This is a genomic window from Achromobacter sp. K91 (assembly GCF_003576205.1).
Lineage (GTDB): Bacteria > Pseudomonadota > Gammaproteobacteria > Burkholderiales > Burkholderiaceae_B > Achromobacter > Achromobacter aegrifaciens.
In genome coordinates, this window is sequence record NZ_QWFB01000037.1 from 304,968 (window position 1) to 328,689 (window position 23,722).

At 65.9% G+C, this 23,722-nt stretch carries 25 protein-coding genes; 14 read left to right on the plus strand and 11 right to left on the minus strand.

What is annotated here, in order from left to right:
- Nucleotides 1-20: 20 nt before the first annotated feature.
- The 9 genes from DXK93_RS20470 (at nucleotide 21) to DXK93_RS20510 (ending at nucleotide 9,418) form a co-directional block, all read left to right on the plus strand.
- A complete protein-coding gene (locus DXK93_RS20470) occupies nucleotides 21-794 on the plus strand; it encodes an ABC transporter ATP-binding protein (RefSeq protein WP_054450562.1) in 774 nt (257 codons plus the stop codon).
- Nucleotides 791-1,501, plus strand: a complete 711-nt coding sequence (locus DXK93_RS20475; protein WP_013392192.1) for an ABC transporter ATP-binding protein — start codon at nucleotides 791-793, stop codon at nucleotides 1,499-1,501. Before DXK93_RS20470 ends, DXK93_RS20475 begins: the two co-directional genes overlap by 4 nt.
- Nucleotides 1,502-1,563: 62 nt before the next feature.
- On the plus strand, nucleotides 1,564-2,778 hold the full coding sequence (locus DXK93_RS20480; RefSeq protein WP_054450561.1) for an ABC transporter substrate-binding protein: 1,215 nt from the start codon (nucleotides 1,564-1,566) through the stop codon (nucleotides 2,776-2,778).
- A 97-nt stretch (nucleotides 2,779-2,875) separates the two neighbouring features.
- Nucleotides 2,876-3,763 (plus strand): branched-chain amino acid ABC transporter permease, encoded by an 888-nt coding sequence (locus DXK93_RS20485; RefSeq protein WP_054450560.1) that lies wholly within the window; start codon nucleotides 2,876-2,878, stop codon nucleotides 3,761-3,763.
- Complete coding sequence (locus DXK93_RS20490; RefSeq protein WP_054450559.1) at nucleotides 3,760-4,743, plus strand: branched-chain amino acid ABC transporter permease; 984 nt, start codon at nucleotides 3,760-3,762, stop codon at nucleotides 4,741-4,743. The genes DXK93_RS20485 and DXK93_RS20490 overlap by 4 nt, the downstream gene beginning before the upstream one ends.
- Nucleotides 4,744-4,849: 106 nt before the next feature.
- Nucleotides 4,850-5,875, plus strand: coding sequence for an ABC transporter substrate-binding protein (locus DXK93_RS20495; protein ID WP_054450558.1), 1,026 nt, complete (start codon nucleotides 4,850-4,852; stop codon nucleotides 5,873-5,875).
- An 86-nt stretch (nucleotides 5,876-5,961) separates the two neighbouring features.
- The gene (locus DXK93_RS20500; RefSeq protein ID WP_054450557.1) at nucleotides 5,962-6,807 is read left to right on the plus strand and encodes a branched-chain amino acid aminotransferase; all 846 of its coding nucleotides are present in this window, start codon (nucleotides 5,962-5,964) and stop codon (nucleotides 6,805-6,807) included.
- Between the two features lie 71 nt (nucleotides 6,808-6,878).
- The gene (locus tag DXK93_RS20505; RefSeq protein WP_119450985.1) at nucleotides 6,879-9,023 is read left to right on the plus strand and encodes a phosphocholine-specific phospholipase C; all 2,145 of its coding nucleotides are present in this window, start codon (nucleotides 6,879-6,881) and stop codon (nucleotides 9,021-9,023) included.
- Entirely contained in the window at nucleotides 9,020-9,418 is a 399-nt protein-coding gene (locus tag DXK93_RS20510; RefSeq protein ID WP_054450553.1) for an ASCH domain-containing protein, read from the plus strand. Before DXK93_RS20505 ends, DXK93_RS20510 begins: the two co-directional genes overlap by 4 nt.
- A gap of 50 nt (nucleotides 9,419-9,468) precedes the next feature.
- On the opposite strand, the gene DXK93_RS20515 is transcribed toward DXK93_RS20510, so the two are convergent.
- The 7 genes from DXK93_RS20515 to DXK93_RS20545 form a co-directional block, all read right to left on the minus strand.
- Nucleotides 9,469-10,221, minus strand: a complete 753-nt coding sequence (locus DXK93_RS20515; RefSeq protein ID WP_054450551.1) for an ABC transporter ATP-binding protein — start codon at nucleotides 10,219-10,221, stop codon at nucleotides 9,469-9,471.
- Nucleotides 10,221-12,056, minus strand: a complete 1,836-nt coding sequence (locus DXK93_RS20520; RefSeq protein ID WP_054450549.1) for an ATP-binding cassette domain-containing protein — start codon at nucleotides 12,054-12,056, stop codon at nucleotides 10,221-10,223. The genes DXK93_RS20515 and DXK93_RS20520 overlap by 1 nt, the downstream gene beginning before the upstream one ends.
- 5 nt (nucleotides 12,057-12,061) lie before the next feature.
- Nucleotides 12,062-13,099 carry a branched-chain amino acid ABC transporter permease gene (locus DXK93_RS20525; protein ID WP_054450548.1) on the minus strand — a complete coding sequence of 346 codons (1,038 nt, stop codon included), beginning with the start codon at nucleotides 13,097-13,099 and terminating at the stop codon, nucleotides 12,062-12,064.
- Between the two features lie 151 nt (nucleotides 13,100-13,250).
- Nucleotides 13,251-14,414 carry an ABC transporter substrate-binding protein gene (locus DXK93_RS20530; protein ID WP_054450546.1) on the minus strand — a complete coding sequence of 388 codons (1,164 nt, stop codon included), beginning with the start codon at nucleotides 14,412-14,414 and terminating at the stop codon, nucleotides 13,251-13,253.
- A gap of 242 nt (nucleotides 14,415-14,656) precedes the next feature.
- Nucleotides 14,657-15,214 (minus strand): biotin transporter BioY, encoded by a 558-nt coding sequence (locus DXK93_RS20535; RefSeq protein WP_054450544.1) that lies wholly within the window; start codon nucleotides 15,212-15,214, stop codon nucleotides 14,657-14,659.
- A 39-nt stretch (nucleotides 15,215-15,253) separates the two neighbouring features.
- On the minus strand, nucleotides 15,254-15,850 hold the full coding sequence (locus DXK93_RS20540) for an energy-coupling factor transporter transmembrane protein EcfT (RefSeq protein WP_054450543.1): 597 nt from the start codon (nucleotides 15,848-15,850) through the stop codon (nucleotides 15,254-15,256).
- Nucleotides 15,847-16,524 carry an energy-coupling factor ABC transporter ATP-binding protein gene (locus DXK93_RS20545; protein WP_054450540.1) on the minus strand — a complete coding sequence of 226 codons (678 nt, stop codon included), beginning with the start codon at nucleotides 16,522-16,524 and terminating at the stop codon, nucleotides 15,847-15,849. The genes DXK93_RS20540 and DXK93_RS20545 overlap by 4 nt, the downstream gene beginning before the upstream one ends.
- A 52-nt stretch (nucleotides 16,525-16,576) precedes the next feature.
- Here DXK93_RS20545 and msrB point away from each other — a divergent pair, with 52 nt between their 5' ends.
- From msrB to DXK93_RS20565, 4 genes are read left to right on the plus strand one after another with little or no spacing between them, the layout of a single operon-like run.
- Nucleotides 16,577-16,975 carry a peptide-methionine (R)-S-oxide reductase MsrB gene (gene msrB, locus DXK93_RS20550; RefSeq protein ID WP_054450538.1) on the plus strand — a complete coding sequence of 133 codons (399 nt, stop codon included), beginning with the start codon at nucleotides 16,577-16,579 and terminating at the stop codon, nucleotides 16,973-16,975.
- Nucleotides 16,976-17,554, plus strand: coding sequence for a septation protein A (locus tag DXK93_RS20555; protein WP_119450986.1), 579 nt, complete (start codon nucleotides 16,976-16,978; stop codon nucleotides 17,552-17,554).
- Between the two features lie 54 nt (nucleotides 17,555-17,608).
- The gene (locus tag DXK93_RS20560; RefSeq protein ID WP_082400667.1) at nucleotides 17,609-17,878 is read left to right on the plus strand and encodes a BolA family transcriptional regulator; all 270 of its coding nucleotides are present in this window, start codon (nucleotides 17,609-17,611) and stop codon (nucleotides 17,876-17,878) included.
- A 17-nt stretch (nucleotides 17,879-17,895) separates the two neighbouring features.
- On the plus strand, nucleotides 17,896-18,672 hold the full coding sequence (locus DXK93_RS20565; RefSeq protein ID WP_054450534.1) for a peptidylprolyl isomerase: 777 nt from the start codon (nucleotides 17,896-17,898) through the stop codon (nucleotides 18,670-18,672).
- 84 nt (nucleotides 18,673-18,756) lie between these two features.
- Here DXK93_RS20565 and DXK93_RS20570 read toward each other — a convergent pair whose 3' ends face one another.
- Genes DXK93_RS20570 through DXK93_RS20585 form a run of 4 tightly spaced genes read right to left on the minus strand, consistent with a single transcriptional unit; the run spans nucleotide 18,757 to nucleotide 22,769 of the window.
- Nucleotides 18,757-19,746 carry an alpha/beta fold hydrolase gene (locus DXK93_RS20570; RefSeq protein ID WP_119450987.1) on the minus strand — a complete coding sequence of 330 codons (990 nt, stop codon included), beginning with the start codon at nucleotides 19,744-19,746 and terminating at the stop codon, nucleotides 18,757-18,759.
- A 9-nt stretch (nucleotides 19,747-19,755) separates the two neighbouring features.
- Complete coding sequence (locus DXK93_RS20575; protein ID WP_054451310.1) at nucleotides 19,756-20,598, minus strand: TauD/TfdA family dioxygenase; 843 nt, start codon at nucleotides 20,596-20,598, stop codon at nucleotides 19,756-19,758.
- A gap of 20 nt (nucleotides 20,599-20,618) precedes the next feature.
- Nucleotides 20,619-21,767 (minus strand): Xaa-Pro peptidase family protein, encoded by a 1,149-nt coding sequence (locus tag DXK93_RS20580; protein WP_054450530.1) that lies wholly within the window; start codon nucleotides 21,765-21,767, stop codon nucleotides 20,619-20,621.
- Between the two features lie 21 nt (nucleotides 21,768-21,788).
- Nucleotides 21,789-22,769 carry a tripartite tricarboxylate transporter substrate binding protein gene (locus DXK93_RS20585; protein WP_119450988.1) on the minus strand — a complete coding sequence of 327 codons (981 nt, stop codon included), beginning with the start codon at nucleotides 22,767-22,769 and terminating at the stop codon, nucleotides 21,789-21,791.
- Nucleotides 22,770-22,918: 149 nt separating this feature from the next.
- On the opposite strand from DXK93_RS20585, the gene DXK93_RS20590 reads away from it, so the two are divergent.
- Nucleotides 22,919-23,713 (plus strand): IclR family transcriptional regulator C-terminal domain-containing protein, encoded by a 795-nt coding sequence (locus DXK93_RS20590; RefSeq protein ID WP_082400663.1) that lies wholly within the window; start codon nucleotides 22,919-22,921, stop codon nucleotides 23,711-23,713.
- Nucleotides 23,714-23,722: the final 9 nt, after the last annotated feature.

Sequence of the window (23,722 nt, forward strand, 5' to 3'; positions counted from 1 at the left end):
ACAACGCCGGTGCAGCGAACATGGACGACACGATCCTGGAGACAAAAGGCCTCACCAAGGAATTCCGCGGATTCGTCGCGGTCAATGGGGTCGATTTGCGTATCAAGCGGGGCGAGATTCATGCCTTGATCGGGCCGAACGGCGCGGGCAAGACCACTTGCTTCAACCTGCTTACCAAGTTTCTTTCTCCCACGTCGGGAAGCATCAAGTTCAACGGTATCGACATTACCGGCGAGCGGCCCGCGCAGATCGCGCGCCGCGGCGTGATCCGTTCATTCCAGATCTCGGCGGTCTTTCCGCACCTGACCGTGCTGGAGAACGTGCGCATCGGGCTGCAGCGCAGGACCGGCCTGTCGTTCCACTTCTGGAAAAGCGACAGGCAGCTCGCCGTGCTGAATCAGCCGGCGCGCGACCTGCTGGAGCAGGTGGATCTGGGCGCCTTCGCCAACGAAACCACCGTAAACCTGCCCTATGGCCGCAAGCGCGCGCTTGAAATCGCCACCACGCTGGCGATGGAACCCGAGCTGATGCTGCTGGACGAACCCACACAAGGCATGGGCCACGAGGACGTGGACCGCGTCACGCAACTGATCAAGCGCGTCAGCGCCGGACGCACCATCCTGATGGTGGAACACAACATGAATGTCGTGTCCTCCATCGCCAACACCATTACTGTGCTGGCGCGCGGCAGCGTGCTGGCCGAAGGATCGTACGCCGAAGTCTCCCGCCATCCGGCCGTGATGCAGGCTTACATGGGCACCACCGACGGCGAACTTCAAGGAGCGCACGCATGAGCACCCCGGCACTGGAAATTTCGGGCCTGCAGGCCTGGTACGGGGAATCGCATATCCTGCACGGCGTGGATATGCGCGTTGGACAAGGCGAAGTGGTCACGCTGCTCGGACGCAACGGCGCCGGGCGCACCACCACCCTGCGGGCCATCCTGGGCCTGACGGGATCGCGCAAGGGCTCGGTACGCATCCATGGCACCGAAGCCATCGACCTGCCCACCTACAAGATCGCCCATCTGGGCGTGGGCTATTGCCCCGAGGAACGCGGCATCTTCGCCAGCCTGTCCTGCGAAGAAAACCTGCTGCTGCCTCCGGTCGTCGGTTCGCTGGGCGGCGGCATGTCGCTGGCAGAAATCTACGACATGTTCCCCAATCTGCAGGAGCGCCGGAATTCTCCCGGCACGCGCCTGTCTGGCGGCGAACAGCAAATGCTGGCCGTGGCGCGCATCCTGCGCACCGGCGCCAACCTGCTGCTGCTCGACGAAATCTCCGAAGGCCTCGCCCCTGTCATCGTGCAGGCGCTGGCTCGCATGATCACGGCGCTGAAGCAGCGCGGCTACACCATCGTCATGGTGGAGCAGAACTTCCGCTTCGCAGCGCCCCTGGCCGACCGCTTCTACGTCATGGAGCACGGCCAGATCGTCGAGCACTTCGAAGCCGCAGAACTTTCAGAAAAACAGGACACGCTCAACGAACTGCTGGGCGTCTAGAACCTGTGTCATCCGCCGGAAATCCGGCAACACTACACCGTAGGGAAGAGAGGAGTCATCCCATGAAGCTGCACACCATCACTGCTGCACTGGCCATGGCGGGCCTGGGATTTGCTGGGGCAACCGCCCACGCGCAAGGTATCTCCGACGATGTCATCCGCATCGGCTTCATCACTGACATGTCCGGCGTGTATTCGGACATCGACGGCAAGGCCGGTCTGGAAGCCGTGCGCATGGCGATCGAGGACGCCGGCGGTTCGATCAACGGCAAGAAGATCGAAGTCGTCTCCGCAGACCACCAGAACAAGGCCGACGTGGCTTCGGCGCGCGTGCGCGAATGGTTCGACGAGCAGAAGGTGGACGTCATCATCGCCGGCACCAACTCGTCGACCAGCCTGGCCATGGCCGGCGTGGCCGCCGCGAAGAAGAAGCCCTTCATGGCGATCGGCGCGGGCGCGTCGGACCTGACCAACGCCCAATGCTCGCCCTATACCGTGCACTACGCCTACGACACCGTGGCGCTGGCGCGCGGCACCGGCTCCGCCGTGGTGAAAGACGGCGGCAAGAGCTGGTTCTTCCTGACCGCTGACTATGCCTTCGGCCACGCGCTGGAGCGCGACACCATGGCCGTGGTCAAGGCCGCGGGCGGCGAGGTCAAGGGCCAGGTGCGGGCGCCGCTGGGCGCGTCGGACTTCTCGTCCTTCCTGCTGCAGGCGCAATCGTCCAAGGCGCAGATCCTGGGCCTGGCCAACGCGGGCGGCGACACCATCAACTCGATCAAGGCCGCCAATGAATTCGGCGTGACCAAGACCATGAAGATGGCCGGCCTGCTGGTCTTCATCAACGACGTGCACGCGCTGGGCCTGCAAGCCACGCAAGGCATGTACCTGACCGACGGCTGGTACTGGGATCAATCCGACGCCTCGCGCGCCTGGTCCAAGAAGTTCGAAGCCAAGGTCGGCCGCAAGCCCTCCATGCTGCAGGCGGGCGACTACTCGGCCACGGCTTTCTACCTGAACGCCATCAAGGCCACCGGCACGGACGACGGCGACGCCGTCATGAAGTGGATGAAGTCGAACAAGGTCAACGACTTCTTCGCGCAAGGCGGTTATGTGCGCGAAGACGGCCGCATGATCCACGACATGTACCTGATGCAGGTCAAGACGCCGGCCGAATCCAAGGCCCCGTGGGACTATTACAAGGTCGTGGCGACGCTGCCCGGCGACGAGGTCTACACCAAGTTGTCCGAGTCCACCTGCAAGCTGGTCAAGAAGTAATCCAGCCCATGTGCCCCAGACGCGACCCGGCGATCCTACCCGTCGGGCCGCGTTTTGATTAGCTCGCTTCCCTCCGTACGCGCAGGATTTTCATAAGATGACTGACATTTTCGGCATCCCCATACAGGCCTTGTTCGGCCAGCTTTTGCTAGGCCTGGTCAACGGCTCCTTCTACGCCATGCTGTCGCTCGGGCTGGCCGTCATCTTCGGGCTGCTGAACGTCATCAACTTCGCGCACGGCGCGCTCTACATGCTGGGCGCGTTCATCGCCTGGATGGGGCTGTCGTACCTGGGGTTGAACTACTGGGTCATGCTGATCCTGGCGCCGCTGGTCGTCGGGCTGTTCGGCATCATCATAGAAAAGCTGTTGCTGCGACACCTGTACAAGCTCGATCACCTGTACGGGCTGCTGCTGACCTTCGGCCTGACGCTGCTCATCGAAGGTCTGTTCCGCAGCTTCTACGGCGTCTCGGGTCAGCCCTACCCCACGCCTGACGCCTTGCGCGGCGCCACCAACCTGGGCTTCATGATCCTGCCGAATTACCGCGGCTGGGTCGTGGCAGCCTCCCTGGTAGTGTGTCTGGCAACCTGGTTCGTCATCGAACGCACCCGCCTGGGCGCACTGTTGCGCGCCGGCACCGAAAACCCCCGCCTGGTCGAGGCCTTCGGCGTGAACGTGCCGCGCATGATCACCCTGACCTATGGCTTCGGCGTGGCGCTGGCGGGCTTTGCCGGCGTGCTGGCCGCGCCCGTGCTGCAGATTTCCCCGCTGATGGGCTCCAATCTCATCATCGTCGTGTTCGCCGTGGTCGTGATCGGTGGCATGGGGTCCATCATGGGCGCCATCGTGACCGGTCTGGGCCTGGGCGTGATCGAAGGACTGACCAAGGTGTTCTGGCCCGAGGCCTCCAGCACGGTCGTGTTCATCATCATGGCCATCGTTCTGTTGATCCGCCCGGCCGGGCTGTTCGGAAAAGAAAAATGAATCGTCAATTCCTGGGCTATGCGGTACTGGCCATCGTGGTGGCCATTCTTCCCTTTATCGGGGTCTATCCGATCTTCGCCATGAAGATCATGTGCTACGCGCTCTTCGCCTGCGCATTCAACCTGCTGCTGGGTTTCACCGGGCTGCTGTCGTTCGGCCACGCCGCCTTCCTGGGCAGCGCGGCCTACGCCACCGGCCACGCGCTCAAGGTATGGGGCTTCCCCACCGAGGTCGGCCTGCTGTTCGGCGTGGCCGTGGCGGGGCTGCTGGGCCTGGCGATGGGCGCCATCGCCATCCGCCGCAGCGGCATCTATTTCGCCATGATCACCCTGGCGCTGTCGCAGATGGTGTTCTTCTTCTTCCTCCAGGCGAAGTTCACCGGCGGCGAGGACGGCCTGCAAAGCGTGCCGCGCGGCACCCTGTTCGGGCTGATCGACCTGTCCAAGGACCTGAACCTGTACTACGTGGTGATGGCCATCTTCGTCATCGGCTACTTCATCATCTGGCGCACGGTGAATTCGCCCTTCGGCCAGGTGCTGCAGGCGCTGCGCGAAAACGAACCGCGGGCCATCTCGCTGGGCTACGACGTCGACCGCTTCAAGCTGCTGGCCTTCGTGCTGTCGGCCGCGCTGGCCGGCCTGGCGGGCGCCACCAAGACCCTGGTCTTCGTGTCGGCCACCTTGTCCGATGCCACCTGGCAGATGTCCGGCCTGGTCATCCTGATGACGCTGATCGGCGGGCTGGGCACATTGACCGGTCCCATCCTCGGCGCCTTCATCGTGGTGCTGATGGAAAACAAGGTGGGCGACTTCGGCCAGATGATGGCCAACCTGACCGGCGTGGACTGGTTCCTGCGCCTGGGCGAATCGGTCACCATCGTGATCGGCCTGATCTTCGTGATCTGCGTGCTGGCCTTCCGCCGCGGCATCGTGGGCGAGGTCGGCGCCTTCATCGATCGCCGCCGCGCCGCCCGCGCCTGATCCTGACAGCGCAAGCACGGGGCCGCTTTATGCGGCCCCGTTTTCATTTGGCGCGGCGGCCGCCGCCCGTACAATGAACGGCACCCAACCAAACAGGTGCCTGACCATGCGCAAACCGCATCCGCTCGCCCCCGTCCTTGGCGCCCTGGCGCTGGCCGCAGCCCTCCTTCCCGCGGCTGCTCAAGCCGCGGATTCCGCCGCGCCGGTATGCGAAGTCAAACGGCCCGTCCGCTTCAGCGGCCTGAACTGGGAATCCAACCTGGTGCTGGCCGGCATCGAACGCTATGTGCTGGAACACGGCTACGGCTGCAAGACCACGGTCGAAATCGGCGAAACCCTGCCCATGCTGGCGGCGCTGCAACGCGGCGACGTCGACGTCACGCCGGAAGTGTGGCCCGGCCAGATCGAGGGGGCATGGAAGAAGGCCCTGGCCAGCGGCAAGGTGCTGGGCGTGGGCCACGTCTACGACGCCGGCGAAGGCTGGTACGTGCCTCGCTACACCGTCGAGCGCCATCCCGAGCTGAAGTCCGCGGCCGACCTGGCGCGCTTCAAGGACGTGTTCGCCGATCCCGAAGAACCCGGCCGCGGCCGGATCTACGGCTGCCCGGCGGGCTGGGCCTGCGGCACCCTGAACGAGAACCTGCTGCGCGCCTTGAAGCTCGATAAGGACTACGCGATGTTCGCGCCCGGCTCCGGCGCCGCGCAAAAAGCCGCCATCGTGTCCGCCTACAAGCGCAAACGCGACATCGTCTTCTACTACTGGACGCCCACCTCGCTGGTCGGCGCGCTGGATCTAGTGAAGCTGGAACTGCCCGCGTTCGACCAGGCCGCCTACACCTGCATGACCGATCCCAAGTGCGCGAATCCCGTGCCCACCGAGTTCAAGCCCAACCCCGTCGTCACCGGCGTGAACGCCGAGTTCGCGAAACAGGCGCCGCAGATCGCCGAATTCCTGGGCAAGCTGACTGTGCCCAGCGACGCCATCGACGCCACCCTGGGCTGGCTGGAAAACGAAGGCAAGGAACCCGAGGACGCCGCGCGCTATTTCCTCAAGCAGTACGGCCCGGTCTGGCGGCAATGGATGCCGGCGCAGGCAGCCGACCGCGTGCAGGCGGCGCTGGCGCGCGAATGACGGCGCGAAGCCGGCCGCTGCCTCATGTATCCTGACGTTTCGGCGCGCCGATAGCGCCACCCCAATTCAAGTGAAGGAAGACAACCATGGATGCCTTGTTCTGGCACAACGGTCACTGGACCACTGAAAACCCCAAATTGCTCGGCCCGGCCGACCACGCCTTCTGGATGGCCAGCATGGTGTTCGACGGCGCGCGCGCATTCCGCGGCCTGACGCCCGACCTGGATCTGCATTGCCAGCGCGTGGTGCGCTCGGCCGAAAAAATGCTGATGAAGCCCCAGATCGGCTGGGAAGAGATCCAAAAGCTGTGCCTGCAGGCTGTAGCCAAGTTCCCGCAAGGCAGCGAACTCTACATCAAGCCCATGTTCTATTGCGCCGACGGCTTCCTGCTGCCGGACGCCGACAAGACCCAGTTCGTGCTGCACGTGTTCAAGGTGCCGATGCCGGGCGACCAGGGCTTTTCCGCCTGCTTCTCCAGCTTTGCGCGTTCCTGGCCCAACATGGCGCCCACCGACGCCAAGGCGTCCTGCCTGTACCCCAACGGCCAGCGCGCCATCCGCGAAGCCGCCGAAAAGGGCTTCGACAACGCCATCATGCTGGACGGCGCGGGCAACATCGCCGAATTCGCCACCAGCAACCTGTGGATCGCCAAGAACGGCGTGGTGTCCACGCCCGCCGACAACGGCACCTTCCTGAACGGCATCACGCGCCGCCGCGTGCTGGCGCTGTTGAAGGCCGACGGCGTCGACGTGCAGGAACGCAGCCTGACCCGCGCCGACATCGAGGAAGCCGATGAAGTGTTCTCGTCCGGCAACTACGGCAAGGTGGTGCACGTGAACCGCGTGGAAGACCGCCAGCTGGAATACGGCCCCATGGCCCGCCGCGCGCACAAGCTGTACATGGATTACGCGGAAAGCACCGGCGCGAAGTAGGATCGCCGCCGTTTCAGCCCCCTCCCTGCTGCCCGCCCCTGTGCGGGCAGCGTCGTTCTCAGGAATGCCTCATGCAGACCCGACGTGATTTTCTCCGCAGCGGCGCGACGCTGGCCGGCGCCGGCAGCGCCCTGGCCCTGCTGCCCGCCTCCATCCGCCGCGCGCTCGCGATCCCCGCGGCGCGGCGCACGGGCACGATCCGCGACGTGGAACATATCGTGATCTTCATGCAGGAGAACCGCGCGTTCGATCATTACTTCGGCGCGCTGGCCGGCGTACGCGGGTTTGGCGACCGCTTTCCCATACCCGTGCCGGATAGCCCCGACGCGCGCCATCGCACCGTCTGGGCGCAATACAACGACAAACCCGATGAAGGCGCGCCGCGCACGGTCCTGCCCTTCCATCTGGATACGCGCGAGGCCTTCGAAACCATGCGCGTGGCCAGCACGCCGCACACCTGGTCCAACGCGCAGGACGCCTGGGACGCGGGCCGCATGGGCAACTGGCCGGCCGCCAAGAAGAACCATTCGATGGCGTACTTCACGGACGAGGACATGCCCTTCCAGTACGCCATGGCGCGCGCCTTCACGGTCTGTGACGCCTATCACTGCTCGTTCACCGGCGGCACCAACACCAACCGGCTGTTCGTCTGGACCGGCACCAACGACGGCCTGGGCCGCGGCAACGGCCCGGCCTTGGGCAATACCTACAACAAGCTCACGGGCGGCGATCCGGCGCGCGCCTACACCTGGACGACCTATCCCGAACGCCTGGAGGCCGCCGGCATCAGCTGGCGCATCTACCAGAACATGGCGGACAATTATTCGCTGAACCCGACCGCCGGCTTCAAGGCCTACCGCGACGCCTACCATGGCGCGCCGGGCGCGGCGGCCGCGCTGAAGGAAAAGGCGCTCACCACCCGCGGCCTGGACCTGCTGCGCCAGGACGTGCTGGACGGCACGCTGCCGCAGGTCTCGTGGATCTGCGCCACGAAGGCCGGCTCCGAGCATCCCAGCCCGTCCAGCCCGGCGCAAGGCGCCGACTACACGGCCCGGGTGCTGGATGCGTTGACGGCCAACCCGGAGGTCTGGAGCAAGACCGTCCTGTTGCTGATGTTCGACGAAAACGACGGCTTCTTCGACCACATGCCGCCGCCCGCACCGCCTGCGCGCGATGCATCGGGCGCGCTGGCCGGGGCGTCCACGGTAAATACGCGCGGCGAGTATCACGAGATCGTCGCCGGCGCAGAGAAGGACGACACGCTGGCGCATTTGCACGGCGTCTACGGCCTGGGTCCGCGCGTGCCCATGTACGTGCTGTCGCCCTGGACCAAGGGCGGCTGGGTCAATTCGCAGGTGTTCGACCACACTTCCGTGCTGCGCTTCATCGAGCAACGCTTCGGCGTGGCCGAGCCCAATATCTCGCCGTGGCGGCGCGCGGTCTGTGGCGACCTGACCTCGATCTTCGATTTCGCCGCGCCGGACGGCGCAGGCCTGCCCAGCGGCTTTCCAGCCACCGCCGAACGCGCCGGCCTCGCATCGGCGCTGCCGGGCACCATCACGCCGCCCGCGCCGCTGCAGCCGGGGCCGGCGCGGCAGCAAGCGGGCACGCGCCCCTCGCGCCCCCTGCCCTATGCGTTGCAGGTCCACGCGCGCGCGGACGCGGCAAGCGTCACGCTGCGTTTCGAGAACAGCGGCACGGCGGGCGCGGTGCTGCACGTCTATGACCGGCTGCATCTGGACCGCGGCCCGCGCCGCTACACCGTGGAAGCCGGCAAGCATCTGGAGGGCGCATGGCAGACCGCCGCTGACGATGGACGCTACGACCTGTGGGTGCTGGGTCCCAACGGCTTCCATCGCCATTGCACCGGCCGCGCCGGCCTGCCGGCGCTGGAGGTCTTGGCCGCCTACCAGGGGCCTGGCGCATCGCTGCAATTGACGCTGCGCAACCCCGCCCCGCAGGCCCGTTCATTCCGGGTGGAAGCCAACGCCTACGGCTATCCCCAGGAAGAGGATGCCACGCTCGCTCCCGGCGAGACGGTCAGCCTGTCCTGGGACATGACCCGCAGCGCGGGATGGTATGACCTGACCGTGCGCGAAAGCGGCGATCCAACCTACACGCGGCGTCTGGCCGGCCGCATCGAAACCGGCGCCCCCTCCACTTCCGATCCCGCGATGGGACAGGAGCTGATATTGCAATGGATACCCCAGGCATGAAACCACCTGCCCCCTATGAAAACGCCGTGACCTTCCAGTTCGGCGACTCGCCCGAGTTAGCCGACGAATTGCTTGCGCTGGTGCTGGCCGGCACGAAGACCGCCACCTGCGGCGCGTTGCGCGACTTCAACGAACAGGAACCTGTGCCCGAGGCCGGTCGGCGTGACGTCGTGCTGGACGGCTCGGGCCGCCCGGCTTGCGTGATCGAGACGCTCAGCGTGCTGATCCAGCGCTTCGATCAGGTGGACGAGGCGTTCGCGCTGGCCGAAGGCGAAGGCCCGTACGAGGCATGGCGCGATGCGCACATCGCTTATTTCGACCGCAACGGCGGCTATGCGCCGGACCTGGTGCTGGTGTGCGAACGGTTCCGGGTGGTCGAGGTCTTCGAACGATAAAAAAAGCCGGATGCCTTGCGGCGTCCGGCTCTTCATGTGCTGGGAGTCGGTCAGCTTTGCTCGCCGCCCTTGCCCAGGCCCAGATAGCTTTCGATGACCTTCGGGTCGCCGGCCAGCTCGCGCGCCGGGCCGTGCAGGATGACTTCGCCGGTTTCCAGCACGTAGCCGTAATCGGCCACCTGCAACGCGGCGCGCGCGTTCTGTTCCACCAGCAGGATTGCCACGCCGGTCTCGCGCAGGCGCGCGATGATGTGGAAGATCTCGCGCACGATGCGCGGCGCCAGGCCCAGGCTGGGCTCATCGAGCATCAGCAGGTTGGGCTTGGCCATCAATGCACGACCGACGGCCAGCATTTGGCGTTCGCCGCCCGACAGCGTGCCGGCCTGCTGGGCGCGGCGCTCGCGCAGCCGCGGGAACAGGTCGAAGACTTCGTTCAGCGTGTCGCGCCAGCCGCTTTCGCGGGCGCGGTAGCGGCGGAACCCGCCCAGCAGCAGGTTGTCTTCCACCGACATGGTGCCGAACAGTTCGCGGCGCTCTGGCACCAGCGACATGCCAGCCGCGACGCGGCGCTCGACCTGCCAGCCCGATACGTCGGTGCCGGCGTATTGCACGGTGCCGGCCGCGTGGCCGGTCTGCGGCAGCGAGCCCATCATGGCGTTCAGCATGGTGGACTTGCCGGCGCCGTTGGCGCCGATCACCGTGACGATGCTGCCGGCGGGCACGGTGAGCGAGGCGCCCACCAGCGCGCCCACCTTGCCGTAGCGGGCGGACAGGTTGCTGACTTCGAGTACGGGAGCGCTCATCACACGCCTCCTGCCGACACGGGCTTGGCCTGGTCCGCTTCGGGCAGGTCATCATCGATGCCGCCCAGGTAGGCTTCCAGCACCGCCGGGTTCTTTTGCACGTCGGCCGGCACGCCTTCCGCCAGCTTGGTGCCGAAATCCATCACCACGAGGTGGTTGGTCAGACGCATCACAAAATCCATATCGTGTTCGACGAGCAGAATGCTCATGCCCTCGGCGCGCAACTGTTCCAGCACGCGCGCCAGGTCCTGCTTTTCCTTGTAGCGCAGGCCTGCGGCGGGTTCGTCCAGCAGCAGCAGCACGGGGTCGGCGGCCAGGGCGCGCGCGATTTCCAGGATGCGTTGCTGGCCCAGCGCCAGGTTGCCGGCCTGCTCGTACAGGTACTCGCCCAGGCCGACGCGCTTGATCTGTTCGGCGGCCTCGTGCAGCAGCTGCGCCTCGCGGGCGCGGTCCGAATGCAGGGCGCCCGCCAGCACGCCGACGTCGGAGCGCAGGTGCGCGCCTAGCGCCACGTTTTCCAGCACGGTCATGCCGGGCAGCAGCTGCACGTGCTGGAAGGTGCGACCCACGCCCAGCTTGGCGATGTCGCGCGCCGAACGGCTGTCGATGCGCTGGCCCATGAAGGTAACCTTGCCTCGCGTCACCGGCAGCACGCCGCTGATCAGGTTGAAGGTCGTGCTCTTGCCGGCGCCGTTCGGACCGATCAGGCCCATGATCTCGCCGGACGCGACCTTGAAGGAAATATCGTTGACGGCGACCAGCCCGCCGAATTCCTTGCGGATGGCGTCGACTTCGAGCACCACCTGGCCGGCTTGCGGGCGCACGCGCGTCGGCAGGGCCGGCGCGGACGCGGGCGGCGCCAGATTGCGGCGCGAGCTGTCGGCGCCGGTGATGCTGTCCCACCAGCCCGCCAGGATCGGCCAAAGGCCGTTGCGGGCGTATTGCAGCATCAGGATCAGCAGCACGCCGAAGACGATCATCTCGAAGTTGGCGTTGGTGTCCAGCAGCTTGGGCAGCAAGTTCTGCAACTGGTCCTTCAGCACCAGGATGACGCTGGAGCCCAGCAGGGCGCCCCAGACGTAGCCGGCGCCGCCGACCACCGCCATGAACAGGTACTCGATGCCGTAGTTGATGCCGAACGGGCTGGGGCTGACGGCGCGCTGCATGTGCGCGTAGAGCCAACCCGAGACGCAGGCCAGCAGCGCCGCCCAGACGAAGATCACGACCTTGTAGGCGGCGGTGTTCACGCCCATGGACTCGGCCATGCCGGCGCCGCTCTTGAGCGCGCGGATGGCGCGGCCCGGACGCGAGTTCAGCAGGTTGCGGGTCGCCCACAACGCCAGCAGCACGAACACCCAGATCAGGTAATAGATGTGGCGGCCGCTGGCCAGGGACATGCCGAAGATGCTGATGGGCTCGATGCCGGCGATGCCGTCATGCTTGCCCAGCCAGTCGATATTGCCGAACAGGAAGTACAGCGACAGGCCCCAGGCGATGGTGCCCAGCGGCAGGTAGTGGCCCGACAGGCGCAGGGTGATCGCGCCCAGCAGGTAGGCCACGACGGCCGTCAGGATCAGCCCGGCCGGCAACGCCAGCCAGGGCGAGACATCGTATTGCGTGGTCAGGTAGGCGGTGGTGTAGGCGCCCAGGCCCACGAACGCCGCCTGGCCGAACGAGGTCAGGCCGCCCACGCCGGTCAAGAGCACCAGGCCCAGCACCACCAGGCTGGCCAGCCCGATGTAATTGAGTTGCGTCACCCAGAATTCGGGCGTGACCGGCAGCAGTGGCAGGCCCGCCAGGACGACGATGAAGACGGCAAGCAGAATGCGGTTCATGACGTTTATTCCTCTTCGTCCACGTGATGGGTGCTGAACGAACGCCAGACCAGAACCGGGATAATCAGGGTGAAGACAATCACTTCCTTGTAGGCGCTGGCCCAGAAGGACGAGAAGGACTCCAGCACGCCCACCAGCAGCGAGCCCGCGGCCGCCACGGGGTAGCTGGCCAGCCCGCCGATGATGGCGCCGACAAAGCCCTTCAGGCCGATCAGGAAGCCGGTGTCGTAGTACACGGTGGTGATGGGCGCGATCAGCATGCCGGACATGGCGCCGATGGCAACGGCCAGCGTGAAGGTCAGGCTGCCGGACATGGTGGTGCTGATGCCGACCAGGCGGGCGCCGCGGCGGTTGACGGCCGTGGCGCGCAGCGCGCGGCCATACAGCGTCTTGCCGAAGAACAGCCACAGGCCGATGATCAGGATGGCGCATGTCGCCACCACGAACAGGCTTTGCGCCGACCAGGTCATGAAGCCCAGGTCGACCTGGCCGCTGACGAAGGCCGGAGTGCGCCAGCCTTCGGCGCCGAAGAAGACCAGCGCCAGGCCGGTGAGCGCGAAGTGCACGGCCACGGAAACGATCAGCAGCACCAGCACGGTGGCTTCGGCCAGCGGCTGGTAGACGATGCGGTAGACCATCGGACCCATCGGGATCACCAGCAGCAGCGTCAGCAGCATGTTCAGCCACAGCGAATTGCCGGGTGCGGTGTAGGTCACGGTCAGCCAGAGCAACGCCAGCGGCAGAACCACACAGGTGGCGATGGCCTTGGGCAAGGCGGCTGCGCTGCGGGTGCGCAGCGCGCGCAGCAGCTCGAGCGCCAGGCAGACGATGCCCAGCAGCGGCAGGAGATAGGCGGTGCCCGGCACTTTGCCGTCCACCAGCATGGCCAGGGTCAGGGCGCCGAACGCCACGAACTCGCCCTGGGGAATGAAAATGACGCGCGTAACGGCGAACACCAGCACCAGAGCCATGCCCAGGAGGGCATAGATGGCGCCGTTGACGACACCGTCTTGCAGCAGGATCAGCGCAATTGAGGAATCCATCTAACAACCTTATTTATTCTGGTGTTCCGGCCGCACCCGGGACACTGATACGACACACCGGCCGGAAAGGCCGGTGCGAAGCATTGCTAGGGTGCCGCGCGGCGGGCGCCGCCGCGCTTTGCACACCCTTGGATCGGGCGATCCTGGAGGATTACAGGCCGGGCTGGTAGACCCACTTGCCGCCTTCCACCTTGACCATGACGCGCGAACGCTCGTCAAAGCCAGCGTGGTCCGTGGGCGACATGTTGAACACGCCTTGCGACGCGGCCAGGTCCTTCACGCCTTCCAGGGCATCGCGCATGGCGACGCGGAATTCCGGCGTGCCGGGCTTGGCGCCCGACTTCAGCGCCACGGGCAGCGCGGCCACGACCAGCTGGCCGGCGTCCCACATGTGGCCGCCGAACGTGTTGGTGGAACCGGCGCCGTTGGCCTTTTCATAGGCTTCGACGTAGGCCAGGGCCGACTTCTTGACCTGGTTGCTATCGGGCAGCTGGGCCGCGACCAGCAGCGGGCCGGCCGGCAGCAGCATGCCGTCGCAGTCCTTGCCGCAAACGCGCAGCACGTCGTTGTTGGCGGCGCCGTGCGTCTGGTAGATGGTGCCGCCGTAGTTGCGGGCCTTCAGTTCCTTTTGCGGCAGGGCCGACGGAGTGCCGGCGCCGGCGATCAGGATGGCGTCGGGCTTGGCGCCGACCAGCTTGAGCACCTGGCCCGTCACGCTGGTGTCGGTGCGGCTGTATTTCTCGATGGCGACGATCTCGATGCCCTTGGCCTTGGCGGCCTTTTGCATCACGTCCAGCCAGCCGTCGCCGTAGGCGTCGGCAAAGCCGATGAAGCCCAGGGTCTTGACCTTGGACTTGGCCATTGCGTCAGCCAGGGCACCGGCCATCAGGGCGTCGTTCTGCGGGGTCTTGAAGACCCAGCGGCGCTTGTCGTCCACGGGTTCGACGATCTTGGCGCTGGCGGCCACGCTGATCATCGGCACTTTGGCTTCGGCAGCCACGTCGACCATGGCGAGCGAGCCCGGCGTGACCGAGGTGCCGATCAGCACGTCGACCTTGTCGTCGGAGGCCAGCTTGCGCGAGTTCTTGACGGCTTGCGTGGTGTCGGTGGCGTCGTCCAGGACGATCCATTCGATCTTCTGGCCAGCCACTTCCTTGGGCAGCAGCGCCACGGTGTTGCGCTCGGGGATACCCAGCGAGGCAGCCGGGCCGGTGCTGGACACGGTCACGCCAACCTTGACCTGGGCGTTCGCCAGTAGCGGCAGGGCCAGGGCAATGGCGGCAGCCGCCGCGGACAAGCCGAAGTGCTTGCGCATGTTTTTGTCTCCTGTGGTGGCTCTGAGGCGCCTCGGTCGAGGCAGGGCGAGCCTAGTTAAAGTTATACAGAAAAAAATATTATAGGGTTAAAACAGTATCAAATGACGATGCGCAACTCCGGTAATTCCCTGATGTGCTACGAAAAACGCAATTCAGCAAACGCATTCGTTAATGGCGAACTTGTACTAGAAAAGCTTTGCGGCCGTCAGTTGGGGGATTCCCTTGGACTGCGGCGCGCCACTCAACGCCCCAACATCGGCCACACGCGCTCCACCCGCGACGCCACCCAGGCGGCAACCACGGCCTTGGCCAGGTCGCCGGGCAGGAACACCGCGACCGCCATCGCAGCCTTGGCCAAACCCATTTTCGTCACGGCGGCCAGCCAGGGCACGCCGCAGGCGTAGACCACCGCGATGCCGCCCACCACGCATGCCGCCAAATAGCCGGCGAACTTCCCCCAGCCGCCCGCGGCGCGGCCGGCCAGGCTGCGCGCCAGCCAGCCCGTCACGAAGGCGCCCGCCACCAGGCCGACGAGAAAGCCGCCGGTAGGCCCGAAAAAGGCGCCCAGCCCTCCCCGGCCTCCCGGCAGGACGGGCAACCCGACCGCCGCCAGCGCCAGGTACAGCAGGCAGGCCAGCGCGCCACGGACGGGTCCGAGCATTGCGCCCGCCAGCATGGCACCCAAGGTTTGCAGCGTGACCGGCACCGGTATGGCGGGCAGTGGAATCGGCGGGATCAGGCTCAGGACGACGATCAGCGCCGCGAACAGCGCAATCAGCACGGTATTACTGGATTTCACGGTTTTCCCCTTTGGGAGATGGAACTGGGCGCGCGGGCCTCAGTGGCTGCGCGCGTCTATCGCTTCGGATACTTCCTGCGCTCTTTTCAGCGTCAGCACGATCAAGGGCACGATCAGCGCGACCGGATTGGCGCCCAGGCCGCGCGCGGCCTGGGCTTCGCGGATTTCCTGGAAGTTGCGCCAGATCTCCGGCACGAAACGCAGGGCCAGCGCCAAGGCCAGCGCAACCTTGCCGGCATCGACAAGCCTCAGGCGTTCCAGTGGCATCAGCGCCTTTTCGCAGACGGCAATCAGATCCGAGGTGCGCGTGGCCAGCGTGACGGCCAGGGCCAGTCCCACCATCGCGCCTACGCGCAGCAGCACGGCCAGCGCCTCCAGGCCGCCCTGGAACCAGGCCGTGAACACGCCGACGGCCAGCAGCACCCAGGCCAAGCCCTTGACCTGCCGCCAGACGGCAGCCGCGGCCACGCCCGTGGACCAGACCAGCGCGGCGGCGGCCAGGAAGGCAGGCGCCAGCCAGCGCGGGTCGCGCAGCAGGAACAGGCCCGCGCCCGCCGCCATCAGCGCCAGCAGCTTCAGCCAGGCGGGCAGGCGGTGCAGAAAGGTATCTCCCGCGACGTAAAGCGGCTCCATCATGCGCAGTGCTCCCGGTACCAACGCAGCGCGGCGGCCGGCTGGTCATCGGCCGCGACGTTACCGTCGCGCACCACCACCACCCGGTCGAAATCCTCCAGCAGCTCCAGGTCGTGGCTGACGACGATGGCATCATGGGGCAGGCCCGCAATGGCGTCGCGCACGCGATTGCGATTGCGCAGGTCCAGCTGGGTGGTGGGTTCATCGAACACGATCAGCGCCGGTTCCATCACCAGCACTGCCGCCAGCGCCACCAGTTGGCGTTCGCCGCCGGACAGCGTGTGGCTGGTCCGGTCCGCCAGGTGACCGACGCCCAGGCTGCCCAACTGCGCATCGATACGGGCTTCGCGCTGCTGGCGGTCCGGGGACAGATGCTTCAGGCCGAACGCCAGGTCCTCGCGGACGATGGGGAAGACAATCTGGTTTTCAGGGTTCTGGAACACGAACCCGACCTGGCGGCGCACGGCCTTCAAGTCGCGCCGGGTGTCCAGCCCGCCCACCCGCACATTGCCGGCCGAGGGCAGGACCAGCCCATTGATCAGGCGCGCCAGCGTGCTCTTGCCGGCGCCATTGGGGCCGACGATGCCGATGCGTCGTTCGGCCAGCGTCAGGCTCACCCCATTCAGCACTTGCGCCTGGGGCGTGGAAACAACCGCCTGGTCAAACTCGATTAACATGGGGCGGGATTATGCCCGAACCATTTCGGGCATCGGGACTCCAAGAGCTCATATGGACAAAGTACGAAAATCCGACGCCGAATGGCGGGCCCAGCTTTCCCCCGAAGAATACGTCGTCGCCCGTGAAAAGGGTACCGAACGGGCATTCACCGGGCGTTACTGGAATACGTTCTCTCACGGCATCTACCGCTGCGTGGGCTGTGGCACGGCGCTGTTCGCTTCCGACACCAAATTCGACGCCGGCTGCGGCTGGCCCAGCTACTTCCAGCCGCTGGACCCTGAACTGGTGCGCGAAGAGCGCGACACCACCCACGGCATGGTCCGCACCGAAGTGCTGTGCAACGTCTGCGACTCGCATCTGGGACACGTCTTCCCCGACGGCCCCGAACCCACCGGACTGCGCTACTGCATCAATTCCCTGTCGATGACGTTTGAACCCATAGAAGACTGAATGAAGAAGTTCCTGTTCGACCTGTTTCCGCTGTTCCTTTTCTTCATTGCGTATCGGTACACGGACATTTTCATCGCCACGGGCGTCGCCATGGCGGCGGCCGTGCTGCAGATCGTCTGGCTGAAAGCGACGGGCCGCGCCACCGAGGCCATGCATTGGATCAACCTGACCGTCATCCTGGTGTTCGGCGGGGCCACGATCTGGCTGCACAGCGACGTCTTCATCAAGTGGAAGCCCACGGTGCTGTACTGGCTGTTCGGCGGCGCGCTGGTCTTTGCGCGCTTGCTGTTCGGCCGCAACCTGATCCGCCGCCTGATGGAAAAGCAGATCCAGCTGCCCGACGCCGCCTGGGAACGCCTGAACCTGGTCTGGGCCGGCTTCTTCCTGATCGCGGGTGCGCTCAACCTGTATGTGGCGTTTTCCGGCCACTTCACCGAATCGCAGTGGGTCAGCTTCAAGGCCTTCGGCCTGATGGGCCTGATGGTGGTCTTCGTGATCGGCCAGTCGATCTGGCTGGGCAAGCATATCCAGACGGAGGAACAGGCCCCCTCCTCCGACACCCCGCCACCCCAGCCCTGATCCCTTCCGAAATCCATGGCCGGCGCGCCGCGCCGGAACCAACCCTCACTCCTCATGTCAGACACCACCGACCGCATTTCCCTGATCCGGGAGCGGCTAGCCGCCCTGGAACCTGTCAGTTTGGACATTCTGGACGACTCGCATTTGCATGCCGGCCACGAAGGCAGTAAAAACGGCGCCGGCCACTATCGCGTGATCATCGTAGCGCCTTGCTTCGCGGGGCTTTCGCCCGTTGCGCGGCATAGGCTGGTGTATCATCATTTGCAAGATTTGATCCCTTATCCGATTCATGCGCTTGCGCTAGATGCCCAGGCTCCCAAATAGAAAGTAAAAGGATATTCATGAAACGCATCGTCATGCTGGCTGCGGCCTGCGTCATCGCCGTGCCGGCTTTCGCTCAGAACGTGGCTACCGTCAACGGCAAGGCCATCTCGCAGAAGAGCCTGGATCAATTCGTCAAGCTGCTGGTCAGCCAGGGCGCCACCGATTCGCCGCAACTGCGCGAACAGGTCAAGCAGGAAATGATCAACCGCCAGATCTTCGTGCAAGCCGCCGAATCCAGCGGTATCGCCAAGCAGGCCGACGTCCAGACCGAAGTCGAACTGGCCCGCCAAGGCATCCTGGTCCGCGCCCTGATGGCCGACTACCTGGCCAAGCACCCCGTGTCGGACGCCAAGGTCACGGCCGAATACGAGAAGATCAAGAAGGAACAGGCCGGCAAGATGGAATACAAGGTCCGCCACATCCTCGTCGAAGACGAGAAGACGGCGAATGACCTGCTGGCCCAGATCAAGAGCAACAAGAGCAAGTTCAACGACCTGGCCAAGAAGAACTCCAAGGACCCCGGCAGCGCCGACAAGGGCGGCGACCTGGGTTGGGCTCCCCCGACCAACTACGTCCAGCCGTTCGCGCAAGCCGTGACGCAGCTGAAGAAGGGCGAAATGGTCGACAAGCCGGTCCAGACCCAGTACGGCTGGCACATCATCGTGGTCGACGACACCCGTCCGGTGGAATTCCCGCCGCTCGACCAGGTGCGCCCGCAACTGGAAGAAATGCTGCGCCAGCAAACCCTGGCCGACTACCAGAAGGAACTGCGCGAAAAGGCCAAGATCCAGTAAGCCTTGCCGCACAGATGAAAAATGCCCGCGCAAGCGGGCATTTTTTCGCCCGGGTTTTCCTGCGCCGGGGTGGCACAGCCTCTGCTATGCCAGCGCCTGCCGCAGCTGGGCATCCCACAGACGGCCTTCCAGCAGCGGCGACAGATGGCCGTAGCGCCCAGCCACGCTGGTCTGGACAATATGGGCGGGATACGCGATCCGCGCCCCCGCGCCCGGATCGTCGGGCGCAAAGAGCTCGTCGGATACGCAGCGCAGCCAACGCACGGGCGTAGCGGTTTCCAGCAGCGCGTCGCGCACGTCGTAGCGGCAGGCGGACGTCCTGAGCGCCGCCATGGACCACGGTGAAAAACGCGCCGCCCAGGCCTGCGCCTCGGCCCGCAAGCGCTGCTCCGCGGCGGGTTCGCCCGCATCGGCCAGCCATTGCGCGTAGCCATAGCGACGCAGGGTTGCGCAGCGCAATTCGACCCATTCGTTCCAGGCATGCGCATCGCCCGCGTCGAGGGCGGCGGCGATGCGGCGCAGGCGCTGCGCGTCCGCCATGCTGCCGCCGCCGCGCGGCGCCGACGCCAGCGCCACCACCCGCCCGACGGGCAGCGGCGCGGCCACGGCCCACTGGAAGGCCTGATAGCCGCCGTAGGAATAACCCACCACCGCATCCAGGCGCTCGACGCCGATCGCGCGCAGCCATTCCCCCTGCAGGTGCACGCCATCGGCAATCGATATGTCAGGAAATGCGCTGGCGGCCGCCCCGATCGGCGCGCTGCTGCCGAAACAGGATCCCAACGCGTTCGGCGCCAGCACGCAGGTATCGCGCGTGTCCAGCGCCGCTCCCGGCCCCAGCCAGGGGCTGGCCCAGCCGGCATCGGGATGGACCTCTCCCTCGGCCGCAAGCAAGGCCTGGTGGCTGCCGGATATGCCATGCAGCAGCAACACCACGGCGCGCGCGTGCTCCGGCGGCGGACCGTAGCTGGCCCAGGCCAGCCGGACCGGCGCCAGCGTTTCCCCGCCGTCCAAAGGCAAGGCTTCCAACTGCGTCACGCCACCGGCGCGGCCTGAGGGCTGACGGGTGGACATCGGCAGCGCCTAGACGGGACGTTCGCCCATGACCGTGGTGCGGTAGATCGTGCGCCGCATGCTGGCCGGCAGTTCACGGGTGGTGGCCTTGTGCATCACGCAGCGGTTGTCCCACATGACCACGTCGCCCGGCTCCCATTGCAGCGCGTACTGGTACTGCTCCTGCGTGCAATGCGCGAACAGGCGGTCCAGCAATTCCTGGCTGTCCGCCTCGCCCCAGCCAGACACCTCGGCGGTCATGCCGGGATGGACGTAGAGCGCCTTGCGGCCCGTCTCGGGATGCGTGCGCACGATGGGATGTTCGACGTCAGGCGTGCCGGCCAGTTGGCTGGCGTCCATCTTCACCTGGGTGCCTTCGTCGGCCCTGGTGTTCTTGCGCCGGTAGCGGTGCACCGCCCGCAGGCCCGCCAATTGGCTTTGCACGGCGCCGTCCAGTTCCTCGTAGGCCTGGTACATGTTGACGAACAGGGTGTTGCCGCCTTCCGGTGGAATCTGTTGCGCATTCAGAATGGTGGCCTTGGCCGGGCATTCGCGGAAGGCGAAATCCGAATGCCAGTACGAACCGCCGTCGGCGATGCCCGCCGGCACGCCGTTCTTGACCTCGTTGGAAAGCACGAATATCTCGGGATACTCGGGATGGTTGTACTGGGCCAGCACGTGGATATCCAGCTCGCCCAGGCGGCGGCTGAAGCGCAACTGGCCCTCGGGCGAGAGGCCCTGGTTCTTGAAGACCAGCAACTGGTGGCGCAGGAACAGCGCATTCACATCCGCGAAGGCGGCGTCGTCCAGGGTTTCCAGATCCACGCCATGGACGGCCGCGCCGATCAGCGGGCTCAGGGGTATCGCTTTCATCATCAGGCTCCGGCAGAGGTTCAGGGAAGGCGGTGCACGCGGGCCTCGGTGCGCACCAGCGGCTCGGCGCCGTGCTCTCCGATCAGCACCGGATACTCCAGCCGCATGCCGCCCACGCCCGGGCGGTACAGGTGCGTGCCCAACGCCACCACCATGCCGGGCGTCACGACGTCGCGGCTGCGCAGGTTGATGAAGGGCCGGGTGCGCGCGCAGGTGCCCAGGCCATGGCCGAACAGGGGCAGACCGAACTCGCTCAGTCCGTGCTTTTCGAACACGGCAATGCCGCGGCTGGCGCACTCCGCTATCGGCCGGCCCGGCGTCAACGATGCCAGCATGGTCTGCACGGTCTCTTCCCAGCAATCGATCAGCTTGCTCTGGACCGGGTCGGGCTTGCCCAGGAACACGGGCAATGCCGTATCCGCCATGTAGAGGTCCAGCAAGGGATGCAGGTCCAGGATCACGAATTCGTTCGGCTGGATGACGCGGTCGGTCGCCTGCTGAGTCACGCCGCGCAGGAATCCCGTGCGCTCGCCGGCCCCGACTTCGGTACCGCCAGTCACCGCCCAGGACCAGGTGCTGCCCCGTTGCCGGATCGCACGCTCGATTTCGCCGGCGATCTCGTTCTCGGTCGCTCCGACCCGCACCGCATTCATGCCCTGCTCGAAACCGTAGTCCGAGACTTCCGCCGCATGGCGCAGGCGCTCGATCTCGGCAGCGTCCTTGATCAGCATGACGTCGTCGATCACGTCCACGCCGTTCGCGAAACGGATGTCGGGCAGATGGCTGGTGAGGTCGAAGTACTCGGCCGCAGTCAGCATGCCCGGCGCCACCTGCGCCGCCCCGGGGTGCGACAGGTCCAGCGCCACCTTGCCACGCGTCAGTCCGTGATGCTCCAGGCGCTGGCGTATCAGTTGCGGAAAGTCGGAAAACTCGAACTCGTACATTTCCATCTCATGGCCTTCCACCCGCACTCGCGAGGCGTCCATGGCCCAGTAGATGAATTCGCAGTGGCCGTCAGCCGTGACCAGCACGGCGCCGCGCCAGGGCATGAATGCGCCGCTCAGGTAGTGCAGCGCGCCCTGGCGGGTGCCCAGGTAGGCATCGAAGCCGAGTTCGCGCGCGTGTTGGGCGACGCGCTTGCGGCGCGCCTGAAAATCGATGGACTGCATGTGTCACTCCTCCTTGGGGATTCAGGAAACGGATGCGCCGGAAGCCTTGACGACAGGCGCCCATTTCTCGGTTTCATCGGCTGTGAAGCGCGCAAAGTCGTCGGGCTTGCTGGCCACCGGATCCGCGGCCTGCGAAACAAGTTGTTCGCGCACGCGGGGATCGGCCAGCGCCTTGGCAATTTCCTGCTGCAGGCGTTCGACGATGGGACGCGGCGTGCCGGCGGGCGCGAACACGCCGATCCAGGACGTCATGGCATAGCCCGGCAGGGTTTCGGCCACGGTGGGGATGTCGGGTGCGGCTGGGGAACGTTCCGGCCCGGTCACGGCGATTGCGCGCAGCTTGCCGGACTTGATCAGCGGCTGGGCGATGACCAGACTGTCGAAGGCCAGGTCGGCCTGTCCGCCGATCACGTCCGTGAGCGCGGGCAGGCTGCCCTTGTACGGGATGTGCTGCATCTGCACGCCGGCCATCTCGTTGAACAGTTCGCCCGACATGTGCATGGACGTGCCGCTGCCGCCCGAGGCGCGGTTGAGCTTGCCGGGGTTGGCCTTGGCATAGGCGATGAGGTCTGCCACCGAGTGGATCGGGAGCTTCGGGTTGACCACCACCACCAGCGGATACGACACGACCTGCGTCACCGCCGTGAAGTCCTTCAACGGCTGGAACGGCATGGACTTGTACAGGGTCTGGTTGATGGCGTTGGTGCCTATCGTGCCCATCAGGATCGTGTAGCCGTCCGGCGCCGCCTTGGCCACGGCGTCCGCCCCGATATTGCCGCCCGCCCCGGGCTTGGCCTCGACGATGACCGATACGCCCATGCTCTGCGTCATGCGTTCGGCCAGCAACCGGGTGACGATTTCAGTGGGTCCGCCGGCCGCGGCGGGCACGACGAAGCGGATGGGTTTGCTGGGATAGGCCTCGGCCGCGCCGGCGACGGAACTGGCCGCCGCCCCCGCCGCCAGGGCGCATGCGCCCAAGGCGCGCAATAGTCTCCTGCACATGGCATGTCTCCGTTGTTGCGGGACGTACCGGGCGGGTGCCCTGGCCGACCCATCTAATTAACGAACAATTGTTCGCTAATTGGCATTTTATGAAGATTGCCACGGATGTCAAACTACAATCGAGCCTCCAACGACAAGACTGCCGATACATGGACACGACATTGCCGGAACCGAAAGAAAGGAAAGAGGAGTTTCTCGACAGCCTGGCCAACGGCCTGCAATTGCTGCAGATCTACGCCACGGGCGTGGCCAGCGTGACCGTGCAGGAGGCCGCGGAACAACTGGACGTGACGCGCGCGGCGTCGCGGCGCATTCTGCTGACGCTGGAAAAACTGGGCTATGTGCGGCAGGACGGCAGGAATTTCTCGCCCACGCCCAAGGTCATGGACCTGGGTTATGCGTATTTCGCTTCGCTAAGCCTGCCCAAACTGACTCGCGCGACCATGCGCGAAGTCGCGCAGACCGTAGGGGAAACCTGCTCGCTGGGCGTGCTGGACCGGCAACATGTCGTGTTCCTGGCGCGCGAAGAAGGCCCCAAGCTGCTCAAGCTGGACCTGTCGGTGGGCAGCCGCCTGCCCGCCTACGCCCACTCCCTGGGCCGCACGCTGCTATCGACGCTGGACGACGAGGCGCTCGACGCATATCTGGAAAGCGCGGACCTGAAGCGCCTGACGCCCTACACGACCGTGTCGCGCAGCGCCCTGCGCAAGCTGATCCGGCAGGTGCGCCAGGACGGCTACTGCATTTCGGTCAGCGAATTGGTGGATGGTTTCGCGGGCGTGGCCGTGCCGCTGTACAACCACGAAGGCCGCGCGGTGGCGGGCCTGAGCGTCAGCATGGTGCTGGGCTCCCGCCAGCCCGACGAATTGAAGCAACAGCATCTGCCGGCCTTGCAGCGCGCCGCCGCCGCCATCCGCGACATGATGCCGCGCAGCACCATCTGATTCTGTGCC